Raw genomic sequence first — 18,371 nt, 5'->3', positions numbered from 1 at the left:
GGGGACATTATGGGAGAATTTACTTTTGTAGTAGAAAAAACGTGTCCGATTTGTGGGGAATCGACGCGCGTGGTAAAGACGAAGTCCAAACTGCTGATGGAACGCATGGATGAAGATTTCTGCGTTCATTACCAGCGGTTTAACCCATATTTTTACAAGATTTGGTTTTGTGAGAAATGCGGTTTTGCTGCGGATGAGAAGACTTTCTTAGGAACGATTCCGGAACTTCATAAGCGCAAAATCCAGGAATTCCTGTCCAAGCGCAAATTGGGTCTGGAATTTGTGGAAGAGCGCAAGATACCGGAGGCGGTAGCCTCGTTCAAGCTGGCGATTTTCTATGCCGAATTGACGGACCAGCCGCTGGCAAAACGTGCAGGACTCTACCTCGAACTTGCCTGGATTTATCGCGACGCCGAAGACGAAGAAAATGAGATGGAAATGCTCAAACGGGCGGCGGAACTCTACGATAAATCGCTGATGACCGAGCGTTATCCGATTAATGGCATGTCGGACACGATGGCCATGTACCTGATTGGTGCGATTTATTTCCGCATGAAGGATTATGAGAAATCTACCCAGTATATTTCCCGCATCATCGGTGACCAAAACATCCGCAACAACGAAGTCCAGATTTATAAACGCGCCCGCGATTTGTGGCAGGATATCCGCCAGCTCAAGGGCGGCGATTCGGAGGAATAAGGAACATGATTGATTTACCCGCCAGCTGGCAGGAACAGCTGCAAACAATTGACTGGTCAAAACTTGAGGAAAAGGTCCAGGATTATGGGCCGGTGATTCAAGTCATTCAGCATACCTGGAATCGGGAATCCCTGCAGGAAATCAGTCAGGGAAAGCTATTCGTCCCCGATGAGGTGGTGAATGAGGCCATTGCACAACGGATTCCTGCCAATGGACGGGTAACGGCGCTCAAGGTGGTATCACACGCGAATGGCCGCATGGACATCGTGACGGATACGACCTCTGTTGGCAAGATTGAACTGTCTGGCGAAATCAAGGAATTTGTCCATTCTGGTGATAAGTCCTATGCGGTTTATCAGGTCAGGGAGCGCAATATTCCCTCGCATGGATTGATGTCCTGGGTTTTTTCGCGTATTTCGTTGTCTATGGCGGAGCGTTTGGTGGGAAAAATCGAGATTTCGGATGATTTGCCGGTGAATATTCATCGCAATACGATAAACATCGATTACAGCAAAGTCCTGGCTGCCTCAGATTTTGGCAAGGCGGAGTTTCAAGGCTACCGCCTGTTGGACCTCATCGAGGTGGAGGGAGCTGTGCCCAAAGAGGGCGGGATTGAATTCCAGACCAAGCTCAATGTTCCGGATTCTGTGAAGAACGTGCTCATGCAGCTCGTTGCGGATGAAACGGAGGACTAAACGAAAACACGAAAGAAGGGAGCGCGATTCGTTGAGACGACGAATTCTGTCGTTGCTGGCGGTTTTGCTGATGATGGTTTTGGTACTGCCAGCAGCTTCTGCCCGGCATAAGGAGAAGGAAACGTCTGCCGTACAGAAAATAATCTATGTGCCGCATGACAACCGGCCAATATCGAATAAGCAAACGGTTGAGGTGGCGCAAAAGTTGGGCGTTGAGGTGGTAGTACCACCGGACAAATTGCTTGGCGACCGCCAGAATCTCGGAAATCCGGAGGAACTTTGGGGCTGGCTGGAAGATAACCTTGACGATGCCGATGCAGCCGTGATTTCTTCGGACTCCATGCTGTATGGCAGCCTGGTTGGTTCCAGAAAGCACAGCTGCTCGGAGACAGAGCTTTTGACTCGTACCGAGCGCTTCCGCAAGCTTCATCAGGCTTACCCCAAGCTGCCGCTTTACGTCTTTGGTTCGATTATGCGAACGCCAAAGTCAGGCGAAGCTTCCGGGCGTGAGGAACCGGATTATTATCGGAGCTATGGTTCCGATATTTTCCGCTATACGGTACTCAAGGACAAGGAAGAATTAAAGGGACTGACGAAGCGGGAGCAGAAAGAGTCTGCCTTCCTGCAGAAATTGATTCCTGCAGCGGACCTCAAGGACTGGCTGGACCGCCGGAAGAAGAATTATTCGATTAATGAAAAGCTCATCCGGATGGCCCGGGAGAATACCTTTAATTATCTGATTCTGGGCCGGGATGACAATGCCCCGTATTCGCAGACTCATAAGGAAAGCCGCCATTTGATTGAAGAGAGTCAGGACCTCGATACGGCCCGTTTCCAGATTATGGCGGGCATTGATGAAATGGGAATGCTGCTGATTTCACGGGCGGTGAATATCGCGCATAAGGAAGTTCCCTCGGTTTATGTCAAATACAATTGGGGGCAGGGGGCTGCTACGGTCCCAGCCTATTCTGATGAGAAAATCAGCGATTCTATCCGTTCGGCGGTGGCGGCGGCCAATGGAATGCTAACTACTGACCCGGCGCGGGCTGATTTGGTGCTGATGGTCAACACTGATGTCCAGGGCAAGACTTATGAGGCAAATGACCCGTCAAATGACAGCGCGTCGGCGCGGCACAGCTCCGTTTATTTTGCCGGTCTCGTTGAAGATTATGTGCAAAAGGGCTATCTCGTAGGGATTGCCGATATCCTCTATGCCAATGGTGCCGATAATGCACTGATGGAAGAGCTTCGAAAACGGGGCCTGCTCTTTAAAATCCGGGCTTATGCCGGCTGGAATACGGCAACGAACAGCACGGGCTTTGTCATCGGTGCCGGGATGTTGACCAAGTATATGCAGCCAAATGATATTGAGGAATTGTTATTGACCCGTTATCTTGACGATTGGGTCTATCAGAGCAATATACGCAATACCGTGCAGCGCCAGCTGAGCTGGCTTCGTGGGGAGGGCTACTACGGCAGTCTTGATGAGAAACGCAAGGCAGTCGGCATCCGTACGAGTCAGATGATTGCCCGGTTTGCCGAGCAGAATCTGCCGCCGTTTAAGAGCCTGGAAGAGATACAGGTGACCTTCCCGTGGAACCGGATGTTTGAGGCAGACATTGCGCGCAGTGAACATAAAGAGATTCATTTCTTTAAGAATTCTGTTCAGTCGGTTAAGGAAACGGCCAAAAAACGCAAAAAAAAGGCATCACTTCGATAAGGTTCGAAGTGATGCCTTATTTATTTCAGCAACGAATCAACCGTTGTTCTTTTCCGCGTTGCGAGCTACCTGGGCGCATACCGTTACAATACGGTCCATAAAATCGTATTCCATGGAACTCTCTTCCCAAGCGGCACGGAACTCAAGACTATCAATTTCCTGACCGAGGACTTTTGCCAAGTCGCGCATTATCGTTTCCCTCCTGTTTGTTTATTTGTAAGTTCATATTAGTACCAACTCACAAGAAACAATTATAACAGGTTTCTGTAATTTCGCAAGGACTTTTTACCGTGGTGACGATAAATTTTTCCGCAGGAAAAATCAATAGGGATAGACATGAATGCCGTTGTTGTTGAGCATCGTCAGCGACTCGCTGTCGGCCTGGTCGTCGGTGTAGACGGCGCTTATCTTCTCCAGTGGAAGCAGGGAGACAACGCCGCTGGCTTTAAACTTGGTGGACTCGGTGAGAACGATGACTTGGCTGGCGCTTTCGGCCATAGCGCGGGCTGCTTCGGCGCGCATGAGGTCATTGGACATGAAGCCCTGTTCGTTGAGACCATCGGTGCCCACAAAGAACTTGTTGACGTAGAAGTTCTTGACGCAATTGCGAACCATCGGGCCGACCATAACCTGGGACTCATTCTGGTATTCGCCGCCGAGCAGGATGACATGTGCATTCGGCTGTTTGCGGATGAAATCGGCAATGAACGCTGAATTGGTGATAATCGTGATGTCACGACGGTTTGCCGCCAGTTCTTCCGCCAGCAGGGCACAGCAGCCGCCTGACTCAATCATGACGGTTTCGCCGTTGTGGATGCTTTCCGCTGCCCGATGTGCGATGAGGCGTTTGCGCTCATAATTGAAGGAAAGGTGGTTGGCGATGTCATCACTGGCAGTCATGGCAGCATAGCCATGTTCGCGGCGCAGCAGTCCTTTGTGTTCCAAGAGATTCAAATCTTTGCGGACAGTTACTTCAGATACGTCAAGTGCTTTGGCTAGTTCGGTGACGGCAACCCGTTTCTTTTGGTTGACGATGTTCAAAAGTTGAGAGTGTCTCATGTGCATAGTATAAAATCCTACCTTTTCCATAAATGGTTCCGTTATCTAGATAGATTATAACACAGCTGGAGAAACGGGAAAAGATAGCGGGCGGGAAATCCACGGGAATAAAACTTTCAAATAGGAAAATAGTCCTTGCGATTGAAGGACTCTTGTAGTAAAATTAGAAGCAGTTTAGATTGATAAGAAATGCGATGAAAATAATGAGGAGATCCTATGGGAGATATCGTAGGCAGTTTCAGCAATGAAGCACTATGGGGGATAATCATAGTGATGGGCGTGGCCATCCTGTTACTGCTCGGGGAGCTTTTTTATGCGAGGCTTCAACTTCGTTCCCGGCAGGAACGCTATTGGTGGGTGTTGGGCGCATCGGATATGTATATGTTTGAATATGATGCGGTTAATGACGAACTGTTGTTGTCGGAGCATTTTTCGGTAATGCTGGGCGTTCCCAGGCATATCTTCCAGTTTTCGAAGGTGATGGGGAATACGCGGAATCCCCAGCTCCGGAAGGGACTAGACAATATTCCGCGCATCCTGGAGGCAGCAAAGGAAGAGAATAATCTGGAGATAGTCCGGCAGGATGGAACCAAGGGAATATTCCGGGTCCGCTGCAATTCGTTTAATGACAAGCACGGAAACTTGTGTTCAACCGTGGGAATCCTGATGGACGTCACCCGTGAAGTACGCGAGGAAGAAGCCCTGCGCGCCCGGGCGGAGCTTGATGGTTTGACGGCGGTTTACAACTCTGGAACGGTGCGCTTCCTTATCGAACGCATGCTCAAAGAGCGTCCGGAACGTGCGGTCAGCGGTTTTGTCATGCTGGATGTGGACCACTTCAAGGAAATCAATGATACGATGGGGCATATGGCAGGCGACCGCGTGTTGCAAAAACTCACGGAAAGCCTTCGCGCATCGATACGTGAAACTGATGTCATAGGACGTTTGGGCGGTGATGAATTTTGCATTTATCTGCCGAAAATTGCCGGCTATGATTTTTTGTGTGATTTCTGTGAACGGCTCAATTCTGTGGCGGTCAAAAATTTTGAAGAAGCAGATTTGGGGATGGGCGTCACCATCAGTATCGGCGGTGTGATGGTCCGCAATCAGGAAGGTTTTTCTGATGTTTACGGCAGAGCCGATAAGGTGCTTTATGCCGCTAAGGCACAGGGGCGCAATACCAGCTGTGTGGCCGAATAGGGAGCGAAAAAAGAAGCTGTGAAATTACAGTTTGCAGGTTACAAGAATCTCATTCGAAACAGCACTTCGCCGCCGCTAGGAACAGTGCCAACACTACGCGGGAGATGTTTTCCTAAACGAAATTTTTATCTTTAATTAAGCATCGAAAAAGTTGCAAAACGCGCTTCGCTTGAACGGTAGCAATTTTTCGACGAACGGTGAGGATAAAAATTTCGTTCTTCACGGAAAACATCAAACGCTTCGTTTATGGCACTGCCCCTAGCGGCGGCTGAGTCTGTGGCGAATTTCCCCGAGCTTCACCCTCCGAGGGAGCAGCAATTCGTGCCGGCTCTAACCGAGGCGGCGGGGGCCCCAGTACCATAAGCGTAGCCTTGACGTTCCGCGTGAAGCAAGAAATTTTTGCCTGCGTTCTCGTTGGAAAAGCAGTTTCGTCCAAGCGAAGCGCGTTTAACTGTTTTCCAACTCTTAATTAAAAGGCAAAAATTTCTTGTAGCGGGTTGTCACCGGTGGAGCGTTGGTACTGGGGCCACCGCCGCCGGCGACTTAACTCGAACACGAACTGGGTAATACTCCCCTGCAAACTGTAATTTCACAGTCCCTTTTACAAGGCATATTTAGTGATTGGCTAACTGATAGATTTCGATGGCGGCAGCTTTGTCCAGAGGATGGAAGTTGCCGAGTTTTTTGGTGTCTTCAGCAGTAGCCATGTCCGCCAAGTATTCGAGGCTTCGCTTGTCTTGGATGCCGATGCCGAGTTCGGTGAAGTTGGTCGGCATGTCCAGCGAGCGGAAGTATTCGACCGTTTTTTCAATGCCGGCTTTAGCCTTCTCGGCGGTAGTGCCGGTGGTGATATTCCAGATGCGTTCGGCGAAGGTGGCAAAGCGCTCCGGGTCATCCTGCCATACATACTTTGCCCAGGCTGGCCAGATGGTGGTAAGCGAAGCACCGTGAGTGACGTCGAACTTGCCACTGAGTTCGTGGCCGAGTTTGTGACAGGTGAAATCTTTGCAGCGGCCAAGCTCGGTGAAGTTGCAGTGGGAAACACTGCCGCACCACATGATTTCACTCATGGCGTCGTAGTTGGTCTGGTCATCGACAGCGATTTTGGTCTGCGCGATGATATTCTTCATAAGGGCTTCGGCAACCATGTCGGTGAAGGCATTGGTTTCTTTGACGCTGGTGAAATAGCGCTCGAGCGTGTGCATAAGGATGTCGCAGCTGCCGCAGACGAGCTGTTTCTTCGGAACCGTAAAGGTGAGTTCCGGATTCATAAAGGCGATGGCGGGGCGGTTGAATGGCGTGTTGAGGCCTGCCTTTTTGCCGGTTTCCTCGTTAGTGATGACCGCAGAATCACTGGTCTCGCTGCCGGCAGCGGCCAGCGTCAGGATGCTGGCCACGGGCATGGATTTTGTCAGTTTGGCGCGGCCGCTCCAGAAATCCCAGACATCGATGCCGGGGTTGGCGGTGCCGTGGGCAATTGCCTTGGCGGAATCGATGACACTGCCGCCGCCAATAGCCAGAATGAAATCGGCATGGAAGGCCGTGGCCATGCGCACGCCCTGACGTACCAGTGAGAGGCGCGGATTTGGCTGGACGCCTCCCATGACCTGGAAAGCCAGTCCGGATGCGAGCAAGATGCGCTCTACTTTGGAGAGCAGACCGGTTTTTACTACACTGCCGCCGCCATAGATGACGAAAATCCGGCTGGCGCCATAAGCGCGCAGCTTATCAGCAACTTGTTCTTCGGCACCGCGGCCAAAGACGATTTCTGTTGGGCACTTGAAATTGAAATTCTGCATGAGAGAACCTCCCTTTGTTTACTTTCGATCTTAATTATAACATGATATAGTCATTGTTTTTATTTTATCCAAGATAAATTTGGAAAAGGTATTTGTAATAGTGTTCACCAAAATTTTGGGAAAGTGTAGCCAACGGCAGGCCTTTCTGTTAAAATCTAGTCTTGTCGGCGCTGTTTTTCCGTTGGGGAAAGGCTGGCTGGCAAGATTAGATTTGGTAAGAAAGATGGAGATTTCTGAATGAATACGAAACGTGCAGAGATGCTCATGTTATTGGTAACTTTTTGCTGGGGATCCTCTTATTTATTTATGAAGGAAGGGCTGGCTTCTATTGGCCCGTTTACCCTGGTCGCATATCGTTTCCTCATTGCATTTGCCGCCTCCGCTGTTTTCCTGGGGAAGGCCTGGCGGTCTGTTGGCTGGGATTTGCTGAAAGCCGGCTTTATCATCGGTTCGGTGGTCGTGGTGTCCTTTAGTGCCATGGTTATCGGGCTGGAGTCGACAACTACGTCGAATGCGGGCTTTATTACGAGTTTGATGGTCGTGTTCATCCCCTTTGTGGAAAAATTTGTTTACCATCGTCCGCTTCAGCGCGGAGTGGTAGGAACATCGGCAATTTCCGTTGCCGGAATTGGCTTTTTGACGCTGCACGATGGGCTGCATGTCAATCCTGGCGATGTGTTGTGCCTGGTGGGGGCATTGATCAATGCCGGGCAGGTTTGCTATATGAGCCGTCTGCTTACGCGGCTTGACCCGCTGCCGCTTGGCGTCATCCAGTTCGGGGTGGCAGGATTCTGGGGCCTTTTGCTCTCGCTGCTGCTGGAGCCGCCGGCTATGCCGGCTGGTGGTTCCGGTTGGTTTGGGATGCTGTATCTTGGTCTCGTTTGTTCGGCTTTTGGCTTTATCGCTCAGATGGTGGCTCAGAAGTACACTTCGGCCGAGCGGGTGGGGATTCTCTTTTGCCTCGAGCCGGTTTTTGCGGCTATGATTGGTGTTATTTATCTTCACGAGCCGTTCAGCCTGAGCAGTTTCATCGGTGCGGTGCTGGTGCTTACCGGTGTCATTTTGTCGGGCCGGGTAGGAAAAAAACAGACTGTGGAAGCATGATTTGTCTTTCTATAAAAAACAAAAAGGAGTTCGTCCGCTTGTGGCGAACTCCTTTTTTATATGGCAGGATGATAGCTGTTTTTGGGCTGGTGGAAATCAATATAAAAAAGAATGCTGTTTTTTTTATACATATATTTAATTTACATAAAAGCTGGATTTTTATACGACTATCTGCTATGATGTAAAAGTATATTGCAAATATATATAGTTTCTATATATTTATGGCATATTAGTGTATTGATTGACCTAATGGTGTGTTGTTACTAGGAGGGACCCCGATGAAGTCAGAAATCACCATCAAGATGGGCAGATGCAAAGGCTGTGGAATTTGCGTTGCGTTTTGTCCCAAACAGGTGCTGGCGCTCGATGAGCTCGGCAAGGTGCAGGTAGCAAATGGCGATGCATGCATCGCTTGTGGTCAGTGTGAATTACGCTGCCCGGATTATGCGATTTTTGTGGATAAGGGGGCAGAAGCATGAGCAAGGCAAGATTGATGCAGGGAAATGAGGCTTGCGCGGAAGGTGCTATTGCCGCTGGGGTCCGTTTCTTCGCGGGGTATCCGATTACGCCGTCCACCGAGGTGGCGGAGACTATGGCAAAACTGCTGCCGAAAGTTGGTGGCAAGTTCGTCCAGATGGAAGATGAAATAGCCAGCATGGGGGCTATTCTCGGGGCATCGCTTGCCGGACAGAAAGCGATGGATGCTACTTCCGGTCCGGGCTTTTCGCTGAAGCAGGAGCTCATTGGCTATGCGGCTTGTGCTGAGATTCCCTGCGTACTAGTAAATGTTCAGCGCGTCGGTCCCTCCACCGGCCAGCCTACGGCACCGTCGCAGGGCGATGTCATGCAGACCCGCTGGGGAACGCATGGTGACCATCCGGTTATTGCCCTTTCGCCGTGGAGTGTCCGTGAGACATATGATGCAACGGTCATGGCAGTCAACTATGCGGAACGCTTCCGTACGCCGGTCGTTTTGCTGATGGACGAGGTGGTCGGCCATCTGCGTGAAAAGGTAGAACTGCCGGAGGCGAGCGAGCTCGAGCTCTATCCGCGCCGTGCGCCGAAGAAGACCCGGGCGGAGGGTTATCAGCCCTTTGCCCCGGATGAAGACCTCGTGCCGAATGTTGCTGATTTTGGTACGGGCTATCGCATCCATGTGACGGGCCTTATCCATGATGATACGGGTTTCCCGGTGGGCAGTCCGGAAGTTACGGAAAAATCGATTCAACGCCTGCACGAGAAAATTGCCCGTGTTGGGGAGGAAATCATCCATACGGAAGAATACTTTATGGATGATGCGGAGTATGCCGTTGTATCCTTTGGCGGTACGGCCCGTACGGCCTATGAAGCGGTACAGAATGCCCGCAAGAAGGGGCAGAAGGTCGGCCTTCTCCGCCTTATGACCATCTGGCCGTTTGCCGATAAAGCGATTGAGCGGCTGGCAGCTAAAGTCAAAGGGATTATGGTGGCAGAGCTCAACTACGGCCAGGTTGTCCATGAAGTTCGCCGGGCAGCCAATGGGCAGTGCAAGGTAGAGCTTTGCGGCAAATACAATATGAAGGCTTTTGAGCCGGCTGAGATTGAAGCTGGCATCGATGCACTTTGCGGGGAGGCATAATCATGGAGAGAAGTTACGAAAAATATTTCCGTCAAAACCGTCTCCCGCACCTCTGGTGCCCGGGCTGCGGCAATGGAATTGCCATGAAGGCGATTGTACAGGCGATTGAGAAGAAGGGCTTGTCCCAGGATAACACTGTTATTGTTTCTGGTATTGGCTGCTCGTCCCGTGCTTCGGGCTATATGGATTTTGATACGCTGCATACGGCCCATGGCCGTGCTATTCCGTTTGCAACGGGAATCAAGCTGGCCAATCCTGACCTCAATGTCGTAGTCATCACTGGTGATGGTGACTGCACGGCGATTGGCGGCAATCACTTCATTCACGGCTGCCGCCGCAATATTGACCTCACGGTAGTGCTCTTTAACAACAACATTTACGGTATGACTGGTGGTCAGGCTTCACCGATGACGCCGCTGGGGAAAAAGGCTACCACGGCTCCGTATGGTTCGGTTGACCGTCCGTTTGATGCCTGCCACCTGGCGGAGGCAGCCGGGGCAACTTATGTCGCCCGTTCGACGGCTTTCCATGAGAAGCATCTGGTCGATATGATTGCCGATGGTTTTGACAATAAGGGCTTTTCGTTCATCGAGGCACTGGTTCAGTGCCCGACGGCGTATGGCCGCAAGAATAAAATGGGCAGTCCGGCCAATATGATGATGTGGATGCGCGATAATGCCGTAATGAAAGCGGCCTGGGACAAGCTGCCGGAGGAGAAAAAGACCGGCGAGAAGTTCCCCATCGGCTGCTTCTACAAGGCAGAAGCGATGGATTATGATACGGCCTATGACCAGGTCATCGAGCGGGCAGGAGGTGCAGCAAAATGAGAAAACAGCTGAGATTATCCGGTTCCGGCGGACAGGGCGTTATTACGGCAGCTATCATTTTGGCAGAGGCGGCGGTTATGGAAGGAAAAGAAGCCGTCCAGTCCCAGTCCTATGGACCGGAAGCACGCGGCGGTGCCTCGAAGTCTGAGGTAATCATCGATGATGGCAAAATCTTCCATCCGCATGTATTGGTGCCGGATTTGGTGCTGGCGATGACGCAGAAGGCGGCGGATAAATATTATCATGACCTTAATCCGAAAGGGCTCTTGGTGTTAGATGACAGCCTGGTTCCGGAAACGCCGGATTTTCCGCAGGTAGTCCGCATACCAATTACAAAGCTGGCCATTGAAGAGGTCGGAAAGCCGCTCTTTGCGAACATCGTAGCGCTGGGGGCGTTGGTGCATCTGACGGGCATCGTGTCGTTCGATACGATTAAGAAATCGGTGGCGGGGCGTGTCCCGCCGCATACGGTAGAACAGAATATGAAAGCTTTGCAGGTAGGCTGGGATGCCGCGGCCAAGGCATAAAGGATAGTAAAAAAGCCACCCCGTTGATGTAGTCAGGTCAACGGGGTGGCTTTTACTTGTTAGCTATTATATCCAAATGTGTTTCAGGCAAAGCACGATAAAGCAGACGATGGCGATGCCGAAGGTGAAGAATTCGACGCAACGTATCGGGTACGCGTAATGCAACGGGATGTCAATGACACGAGGAACGTTGCTGGCAAGAAGTGATGTAGCGATAGAAACATAGAGCAGTACGTTGACGAGCGGAATCATGAGTGCCGTAGCAAAAGCGCGAATCAAAAGATAAATCGCAAAGGCGATAAAAAAATAAGCTAATTTGTCAGCGTGCAGGCGAATATTCATATCATCACTTCCCTTATTGTTTATTATGATACTATTAATATTTCGCTCGTTGTGCGAAAATTCCTGCCACTTTTTGTCATGAGAAAAAGATTCTTTTTAAGAGGAATATTTTGCATGCGGCAAAATTTGAACAATGGCGTTATAACTCGGAATAAGATGTTCTGTCGGCGCTATAGCTGGGGCCGTGAACGTAAGGGGAGGCGATGAGGAAAAAACTCCTGCCTCGTTGAAACGCTAAGAAGAATTTTTTGCCTGCGGCAAAATTTGAACAATGGCGTTATAATAAAAATAATGATTTATTAGGAGGTGGGCGGCTATGCGGAAACTTTGGCTGGCGGCAGGTATCGTTTTGCTGCTGGTGATGGGGACCGTTTTATTGACGGGCTGTGGGAGAAAAGAACCCGTTCAGAAGACGGTCATGGTCATGGATACCGTGGTGACGCTGACGGCGGTTGGCGAAAAGGCCGATGCTGCCGTGCGGGAAAGCATCGTGAGGCTTCAGGAAATCGATGGGATGGCCAGCCTACACGGAGAGAATAGTGACCTGAAAAAATTGGCAGATGCCGCGGGTAACGGTGCGTGGATTCCGCTTCACCCGGAAGTCTTCCACATGCTCGAGGTATCGCAGGAATACAGCCGGATCAGCGATGGTGCTTGGGATGTGACGGCCGGGCCGCTCGTAGAACTATGGGGGATAGGAACGGACAAGGCAAAAGTTCCCACGGAGACTGAACTGGCACAGGCAAAGGCGAAAACCGGCTGGCAGAAATTGGAGCTAGATCCGGAAACGAAGTGCGCCCGGCTGCGGGAACCGGGAATGAGCCTTGACCTCGGTGGGATAGCCAAGGGCTTTGCCGCCGATGAGGTGCGCAAGATTTATGAGCAATACGGCATCAGAGATGGCCTCATAAATCTTGGCGCAAGTTCGATTTACGCGCTGGGGAAAAATACCAAAGGTGGAAGCTGGCGCGTGGGCATCCGCCATCCGCGAAGTGAGGACAAAGAAAGCCGCTTGGGGGTAGTGGAACTATCCAATGCGGCCTTATCCACCTCGGGAGATTATGAGCGCTTTTTTGAACAGGCTGGCGTCCGCTACCATCATATCCTTGACCCGCGGACGGGCCGGCCGGCCAATAGCGGTGCTGTCAGCGATACGATTGTTGTAGATGGCAGTTTGCCGGATGCTGGTATGATTTCGGATTTGCTGACGACGGCGGTCTTTGTCTTAGGACCGGAAGAAGGAAAGGCCTTCTTGGGAAAATTGCCGACAGAAGTACGCGGCATGATTTGCGACCGCCGCCTGCAGCTTAGAACCGCGCATGGTTTTGATGAGATGCTGCAGCAGGTCCAGCAGGATTTTTCGCTGGCTGAATGACGATGGAAAAGAAAGAGGAAAACATGGATAACAATTTGTACGAGAAATTAGTGAATTTAAAAGCATATTTGCGGGAATTGGGCAGCGTGATGGTGGCGTTTTCCGGCGGTGTGGACTCGACGTTCCTGCTGCGGGTGGCCCATGAGACCCTTGGGGAGAAGTGCGTGGCGGTTACCGCTTCGTCGGTGTTTGTGCCGGATCGCGATGTGGAGGAAGCAAAGGCGTTTGCACAACAAGAAGGCGTGCGCCATATCATAAAAAACTTTGATGTGCTGGCCCTTGACGGCATTCGCATGAATCCCGAAGACCGCTGCTATCGCTGCAAGCATGCACTGTTTAGCCAGTTTAAGGAGCTGGCCGGGCAAAATGGGCTGAATTTTGTGGTGGATGGCTCTAATCGCGATGATGACGGCGACTACCGGCCGGGACGGCGGGCACTTCAGGAACTGGCGATAAAAAGCCCGCTTTACCATGCCGGTATGGGAAAACAGGATATCCGCAGCCTTTCGGAAGAAATGGGGCTGCCTACCTGGAATAAGCCGTCGTTTGCCTGCCTGGCATCGCGATTCGTCTATGGGGAGGAACTTTCGGCGGAGAAACTGCTGGAGGTCAACCGGGCGGAGGAATATCTCATGAGCAAGGGCGTCCGGCAGTTCCGTGTGCGCCGCCATGGCAATCTTGCCCGGATTGAATTGCTGCCGGATGAAATCGGCCGTTTTATGGAGCCGGAAATCCGGCGTGAAATCGTGGCCGCCTTCCAAAAAATCGGCTTTGACTATGTAACCATGGATATGCAGGGCTATCGGACGGGCAGCATGAATGAGAGTTTGAAAATCGGGGGAAAATAAGTTGGCAAAAAGCAATCAGACCACGCTTTGTTATATCGAACGCGCGGGAAAGTATCTGATGATGCACCGTGTGAAAAAGGAAAAGGACATCAACAAGGACAAATGGGTCGGCATTGGCGGTCATTTTGAAGCGGATGAATGTCCGGAGGAATGTCTGCTGCGCGAGTGCCGGGAAGAAACGAGTCTCGAGCTGACCGATTATAAATTGCGCGGCATCATCACCTTTATTTCGGACCGCTGGCAGACCGAGTATATGTTTCTCTATACGGCCACGGGCTTCGAAGGGGAAATCGGGGAATGTGATGAAGGGACTTTGGAATGGATTGACAAGCGCAAGGTTTATGAACTTCCCGTTTGGGAGGGAGACAAGATTTTCTTCCGCTTGCTCGAAACGCGCTCGGACTTTTTCTCGCTGAAGCTTCGCTATGTGGGGGAATCTCTGGAGGAAGTTCTTTTGGATGGCAGGGCGGTTGATTGGAAAACGATGATTTCTGCGATGAATTGAGTTATTTTTTAGCTGCGTTTTTTTCTATTTCTTATTGCTGTAAGCAGGAAAATTTCCCCTGGATGGCGAAAGAAAATAAGACAAGTATGAATCCCCTAGGGAGGGTTAATCTTTTTTCCTATACCCTTATTAGTAATATCTATACATGCATGTGACTTTAATTGTAGTTTTTTATTTTTTATGAGCGTATAATGGAAGTATCTTGTTGGGTACCTTCTGCCGGCTGATATTGAGCCATCAGTCTGAGGGATTCTATATGCAAGTATCCATACGGATAATAATGAGGAGGTAAAAAAGTGGACAAACGGGAGAGTATGTGGGATTTATATCTCAAAAAAGGCATGAGCCGCCGCACGTTCGTCAAGAGCTGCGTCGCGCTGACGTCTCTGATGGGACTCAGCACAGATCAGGTATCGAAGGTCGTTGAGGCTGCGGAACAGAAACCGCTGCCGGTAGTCGTTTGGATTCATGGTCATGAGTGCACGGGGTGTGATGAATCGTTCATCCGTTCCGGTGCACCGCTGGCATCTGACTTGGTATTGAGCCAGATTGCTCTGGAGTATGACCATCTGCTGAGCGCTGCATCCGGTGCTCCGTTTGAAGCGCATCTTGAGGAGACTATTGAGAAGTACAAAGGAAACTATATCCTTTGCGTTGAGGGTGCTGCCTGCACGAAGGACAACGGGGTATACTGCATGTCCGGCGGACACACCTTCACGCATCTGCTTCAGCATGCGGCTCAGAATGCGAAAGCAGTTATCGCGTATGGCACCTGTGCCGTATCTGGCGGTATCCAGGCTGCAAAACCAAATCCGACGGGATCTTCGGGGATCGGGTATTTCACTGGCGGCACGCCGGTGGTAAATGTTCCGGGCTGCCCGCCGATTCCGGAAGTCATGACGGGTGTCGTCATGCATATCGCCCTGTTTGGGACGGTTCCGCCCCTTGATGGCGAAGGCCGTCCGAAACAGTTCTATGGCAACCGTATTCATGATACTTGCTATCGCCGTCCGTTCTTTGATGCCGGCATGTTTGCAGAAAGCTTTGATGATGCTGGCGCTAAGGCTGGCTGGTGCCTCTACAAGCTGGGCTGCCGCGGTCCGGAGACGTATAACTCCTGCGGCAATCTGCGCTGGTTCCAGGGCATGAGCTACCCCATCCAGTCCGGTGCTCCGTGCATCGGCTGCTCCAACGCGCACTTCTGGGATGATGGTGCGATGACCGAGCGTCTGCCGAAATTCGGCCAGCCAATCGGTGATGTCGATCAGATCGGTGCTGTCATGGCTGCCGCTACGGCAGTCGGTGTCGCCGGTCATGCCGCGGCAAGCGTTGTTCAGAAGAAAAAACGCATTGCTGATGAAAAGAAGAACGAGGGAGCAGGTGAAGAATAAATGAAACACGTAGTAGTAGATCCGGTAACCCGTATCGAAGGTCATCTTCGTGTTGAGGTTCAGGTAGATGAAGCAACGGGCAAGGTAACCGATGCCCTTTCGTCCGGTACAGCATGGCGCGGTCTTGAGCTCGTCATGAAGGACCGTGATCCGCGTGATGCTTGGGCATATATCCAGCGCATTTGCGGCGTTTGCACGACGGCCCATGCCTTGGGAGCTGTCCGTGCGGTGGAGGATGCTCTGGGCATCACGATTCCGAAGAACGCTCATTATATCCGCAACATCATGGCAGCTACGCTGACGGTACAGGACCACATTGTCCATTTTTACCATCTGCATGCCCTGGACTGGGTAAGTCCGCTGGAGGCAGCTGCCGCTGACCCCATTGCTACCGCTAACCTGCAGAATACTGTCTTGAATACCTATAAGCTTCCCTTCCGTGCTCCGGGCACGTCGGTAACGGAGGCTTTTGAGCATGATTTCCCGGCTGCCACGCCGCAGTATTTTGCGCAGATCCAGGAAAAGGTCAAGGCTATTGTCGAGAGCGGCCAGCTCGGCATTTTCTCGGCAAATTGGTGGGACCATCCGGATTACAAACTGCTGCCGCCAGAGGTTCATCTCCTGGCTGTAGCTCACTATCTCGAGATGCTCGACAAGCAGCGTGAGCTGGTTACGCCGCACGTCATCTTCGGCGGCAAGAACCCGCATCCGCACTATGTTGTCGGCGGTATGCCGTGCTCCATCTCGCTGGAGGACGGCAATGCACCGGTCAATACGGCCCGCCTCGACATCGTCGATCGTGCTATCAACATGGGCCGTTCACTGGTCAACAACTATTATCTGCCGGATCTTCTGGCGATCGGCTCTGCTTACGTCAAAGCTGGCCGTGTCGATGGCGGTGGTATGGCCAAGACCTGCGTGCTCGGCTATGGTGCTTATCCGGAAGAGCCGTTCAGCGGCACGAAGAACGGTGGCTTCTTCAAGAACCTGCTGATCCGCTGCAATGGTGTTGTTGAAGACTTCGGTAAGGGGCTCGCTGGCTGCAAAGTCACCGAGGTCAATGGCGAGGATTTTGCGGACCGCAAGGTATTTACCGAGAGCGTCGATCACTCTTGGTACGAGTATCCGGCTAAGAGCGAAGCTGCACTGAACCCGTGGGATGGCGTCACCTCGCCGAAATACACGGGGCCGAAAGAGGGCTCGGCTACCGAGTGGAAGGCTCTCAATGAGACGGGCAAGTACTCCTGGCTCAAGACGCCGAAATGGAATGGCAAGCTCTGCGAGGTCGGTCCGCTGGCCCGCTATATCATTATCTATGTCAAGGCTAAGAAGGGCTTGCTCGGCGAGCTGACTTGGGCGGAGAAAATGATGATGGATCAGATCGATGCCGTATCGAAGGTCCTCGGCCTGGCTCCGGAAGTCTGGCTCCCGACGATGGTCGGCCGTACGGCTGCCCGTGCACTCGACTGCCAGCTGGCTGCCGAGATCAACAAGTACTTCTTCGACAAGCTCATTGCCAACCTCAAGACTGGCGATACGAAAGTCGCGAGCAACGAGAAATGGGACCCGTCAACTTGGCCGAAAGAGTGCGAAGGCGTTGGCATCTACGAGGCTCCGCGCGGGGCACTGTCCCACTATATTGCCATCAAGGATGGCAAGACGGACAACTACCAGTGCATCGTTCCGACGACCTGGAGTGCTTGCCCGCGTGATGATAAGGCTGGCCACGGCGCTTATGAGATGGCTATGATGGACACACAGGTCAAGGTTCCGGACAAGCCGCTCGAGATTGTCAAGGTCGTCCGTTCCTTCGACCCGTGCATGGCTTGTGCAACGCATATGTTCAATGCGAAAGGCGAGAAGATAAACGTCATCACCACGGATCCGTATTCTGGCACGCACGTTGAGAAATAAGCCGGATACCGGATGGAAAGGAAGGGAACAGTAGAATGAAAGAAGAAAAGCGTAAAATCTACTACCTGTTCAGTCCGTATTTGCGGATTTTCCATTGGATCATGGTGCTGGCTATCGTCGTGCTGTTCATCACGGGACTGCTGGTTACCAAACCGGTGACTGTGCTGGGCATTGAACCGACCTACACATCCATGTCCATGGACTGGGTAAGAAATATCCACTTTATCGCGGCGTTTGCCTTCTGTGCAGCGTTTATCCTGCGCATCTATGGCTTCATCGTGAACAAGGGTGACCGCCTTTTCCCGCGCGTATGGGAAGGTCACTTTTACAGTGAGACGATTGACGTAGCACTCCACTACATGCTTTTGAAACCGAGTCATGCGCCGTTTTTGCGTAATCCGCTGGCACGTTCTTCGTATGCCGGCCTCTACGCAATGGTACTGGTAGAAATCCTCACGGGATTTGCGATGTACTACATGACGGAGCCGTCGGAAATCGGCGGCCTGCTTTTCGGCTGGGTCAATGTAGTCCTGGGCGGTGAGATGATGACCCATTGGGTACATCACATCGTTGCCTGGCTCATCATCCTCTTTGCCATCGGTCATGTCTACATGGTACTGCGGGCAGATATCATGGAGGCCGAAGGCGAGGCATCTTCCATGTTCTCTGGGGTGAAATTCCTGGAGCATGTTCCGAAGGATGCCAATGAGGTAGAGCCACCGAAAGAGGCAAAATAAAACGTAACCAA

The 18,371-nt window shown here is 51.7% G+C and carries 19 protein-coding genes; 15 read left to right on the top strand and 4 right to left on the bottom strand.

The features are described from left to right. Nucleotides 1-9: 9 nt before the first annotated feature. The 3 genes from FZ040_RS05160 (at nt 10) to FZ040_RS05150 (ending at nt 3,114) form a co-directional block, all read left to right on the top strand. Nucleotides 10-699 carry a DUF2225 domain-containing protein gene (locus tag FZ040_RS05160; protein ID WP_149171018.1) on the top strand — a complete coding sequence of 230 codons (690 nt, stop codon included), beginning with the start codon at nt 10-12 and terminating at the stop codon, nt 697-699. A 5-nt stretch (nt 700-704) separates the two neighbouring features. Then, nucleotides 705-1,394, top strand: a complete 690-nt coding sequence (locus FZ040_RS05155) for a hypothetical protein (RefSeq protein ID WP_149171017.1) — start codon at nt 705-707, stop codon at nt 1,392-1,394. 70 nt (nt 1,395-1,464) lie between these two features. Next, nucleotides 1,465-3,114 (top strand): DUF4127 family protein, encoded by a 1,650-nt coding sequence (locus FZ040_RS05150; protein WP_439653908.1) that lies wholly within the window; start codon nt 1,465-1,467, stop codon nt 3,112-3,114. A gap of 36 nt (nt 3,115-3,150) precedes the next feature. On the opposite strand, the gene FZ040_RS13960 is transcribed toward FZ040_RS05150, so the two are convergent. Both FZ040_RS13960 and FZ040_RS05145 read right to left on the bottom strand, forming a co-directional pair. After that, nucleotides 3,151-3,303: a hypothetical protein gene (locus tag FZ040_RS13960; RefSeq protein WP_156033552.1), complete on the bottom strand. Its 153-nt coding sequence runs from the start codon at nt 3,301-3,303 to the stop codon at nt 3,151-3,153. Between the two features lie 132 nt (nt 3,304-3,435). Further along, nucleotides 3,436-4,179, bottom strand: a complete 744-nt coding sequence (locus FZ040_RS05145) for a DeoR/GlpR family DNA-binding transcription regulator (protein WP_149171015.1) — start codon at nt 4,177-4,179, stop codon at nt 3,436-3,438. A 210-nt stretch (nt 4,180-4,389) separates the two neighbouring features. Between FZ040_RS05145 and FZ040_RS05140 the strand changes: the two genes are divergently transcribed. Next, nucleotides 4,390-5,373 carry a sensor domain-containing diguanylate cyclase gene (locus FZ040_RS05140; RefSeq protein ID WP_149171014.1) on the top strand — a complete coding sequence of 328 codons (984 nt, stop codon included), beginning with the start codon at nt 4,390-4,392 and terminating at the stop codon, nt 5,371-5,373. 614 nt (nt 5,374-5,987) lie between these two features. On the opposite strand, the gene FZ040_RS05135 is transcribed toward FZ040_RS05140, so the two are convergent. Then, nucleotides 5,988-7,172, bottom strand: coding sequence for an iron-containing alcohol dehydrogenase (locus FZ040_RS05135; RefSeq protein ID WP_149171013.1), 1,185 nt, complete (start codon nt 7,170-7,172; stop codon nt 5,988-5,990). A gap of 237 nt (nt 7,173-7,409) precedes the next feature. On the opposite strand from FZ040_RS05135, the gene FZ040_RS05130 reads away from it, so the two are divergent. From FZ040_RS05130 to FZ040_RS05110, 5 genes are all read left to right on the top strand, one after another. After that, complete coding sequence (locus FZ040_RS05130; protein WP_149171012.1) at nt 7,410-8,276, top strand: DMT family transporter; 867 nt, start codon at nt 7,410-7,412, stop codon at nt 8,274-8,276. A 278-nt stretch (nt 8,277-8,554) separates the two neighbouring features. After that, nucleotides 8,555-8,755 carry a 4Fe-4S dicluster domain-containing protein gene (locus tag FZ040_RS05125; protein ID WP_033170414.1) on the top strand — a complete coding sequence of 67 codons (201 nt, stop codon included), beginning with the start codon at nt 8,555-8,557 and terminating at the stop codon, nt 8,753-8,755. Next, the gene (locus FZ040_RS05120; RefSeq protein ID WP_149171011.1) at nt 8,752-9,894 is read left to right on the top strand and encodes a 2-oxoacid:acceptor oxidoreductase subunit alpha; all 1,143 of its coding nucleotides are present in this window, start codon (nt 8,752-8,754) and stop codon (nt 9,892-9,894) included. Before FZ040_RS05125 ends, FZ040_RS05120 begins: the two co-directional genes overlap by 4 nt. 2 nt (nt 9,895-9,896) lie before the next feature. Further along, on the top strand, nt 9,897-10,721 hold the full coding sequence (locus FZ040_RS05115; protein WP_149171010.1) for a 2-oxoacid:ferredoxin oxidoreductase subunit beta: 825 nt from the start codon (nt 9,897-9,899) through the stop codon (nt 10,719-10,721). Continuing rightward, complete coding sequence (locus FZ040_RS05110; protein WP_149171009.1) at nt 10,718-11,248, top strand: 2-oxoacid:acceptor oxidoreductase family protein; 531 nt, start codon at nt 10,718-10,720, stop codon at nt 11,246-11,248. Before FZ040_RS05115 ends, FZ040_RS05110 begins: the two co-directional genes overlap by 4 nt. Before the next feature lie 66 nt (nt 11,249-11,314). Here the strand turns inward: FZ040_RS05110 and FZ040_RS05105 are convergent, their stop codons facing one another. Further along, nucleotides 11,315-11,590 carry a hypothetical protein gene (locus FZ040_RS05105; protein WP_149171008.1) on the bottom strand — a complete coding sequence of 92 codons (276 nt, stop codon included), beginning with the start codon at nt 11,588-11,590 and terminating at the stop codon, nt 11,315-11,317. Nucleotides 11,591-11,906: 316 nt separating this feature from the next. Between FZ040_RS05105 and FZ040_RS05100 the strand changes: the two genes are divergently transcribed. From FZ040_RS05100 to cybH, 6 genes are all read left to right on the top strand, one after another. Then, complete coding sequence (locus tag FZ040_RS05100; RefSeq protein WP_149171007.1) at nt 11,907-12,965, top strand: FAD:protein FMN transferase; 1,059 nt, start codon at nt 11,907-11,909, stop codon at nt 12,963-12,965. A gap of 23 nt (nt 12,966-12,988) precedes the next feature. Further along, nucleotides 12,989-13,813 carry an ATP-dependent sacrificial sulfur transferase LarE gene (gene larE / locus FZ040_RS05095; RefSeq protein ID WP_149171006.1) on the top strand — a complete coding sequence of 275 codons (825 nt, stop codon included), beginning with the start codon at nt 12,989-12,991 and terminating at the stop codon, nt 13,811-13,813. A 1-nt stretch (nt 13,814) separates the two neighbouring features. Next, nucleotides 13,815-14,318: an NUDIX hydrolase gene (locus FZ040_RS05090; protein WP_149171005.1), complete on the top strand. Its 504-nt coding sequence runs from the start codon at nt 13,815-13,817 to the stop codon at nt 14,316-14,318. Nucleotides 14,319-14,614: 296 nt separating this feature from the next. After that, nucleotides 14,615-15,709: a hydrogenase small subunit gene (locus FZ040_RS05085; protein ID WP_033170422.1), complete on the top strand. Its 1,095-nt coding sequence runs from the start codon at nt 14,615-14,617 to the stop codon at nt 15,707-15,709. Beyond that, on the top strand, nt 15,710-17,623 hold the full coding sequence (locus FZ040_RS05080; protein WP_149171004.1) for a nickel-dependent hydrogenase large subunit: 1,914 nt from the start codon (nt 15,710-15,712) through the stop codon (nt 17,621-17,623). A gap of 35 nt (nt 17,624-17,658) precedes the next feature. Then, a complete protein-coding gene (gene cybH, locus FZ040_RS05075; RefSeq protein WP_149171003.1) occupies nt 17,659-18,360 on the top strand; it encodes a Ni/Fe-hydrogenase, b-type cytochrome subunit in 702 nt (233 codons plus the stop codon). The last annotated feature ends 11 nt before the right edge of the window (nt 18,361-18,371 follow it).

The organism is Pseudoselenomonas ruminis (genome assembly GCF_008271295.1).
Taxonomy (GTDB): domain Bacteria; phylum Bacillota; class Negativicutes; order Selenomonadales; family Selenomonadaceae; genus Selenomonas_A; species Selenomonas_A ruminis.
The sequence above is the reverse complement of the archived record's forward strand: the minus strand, read 5'-3'. Positions and strand labels throughout refer to the sequence as shown.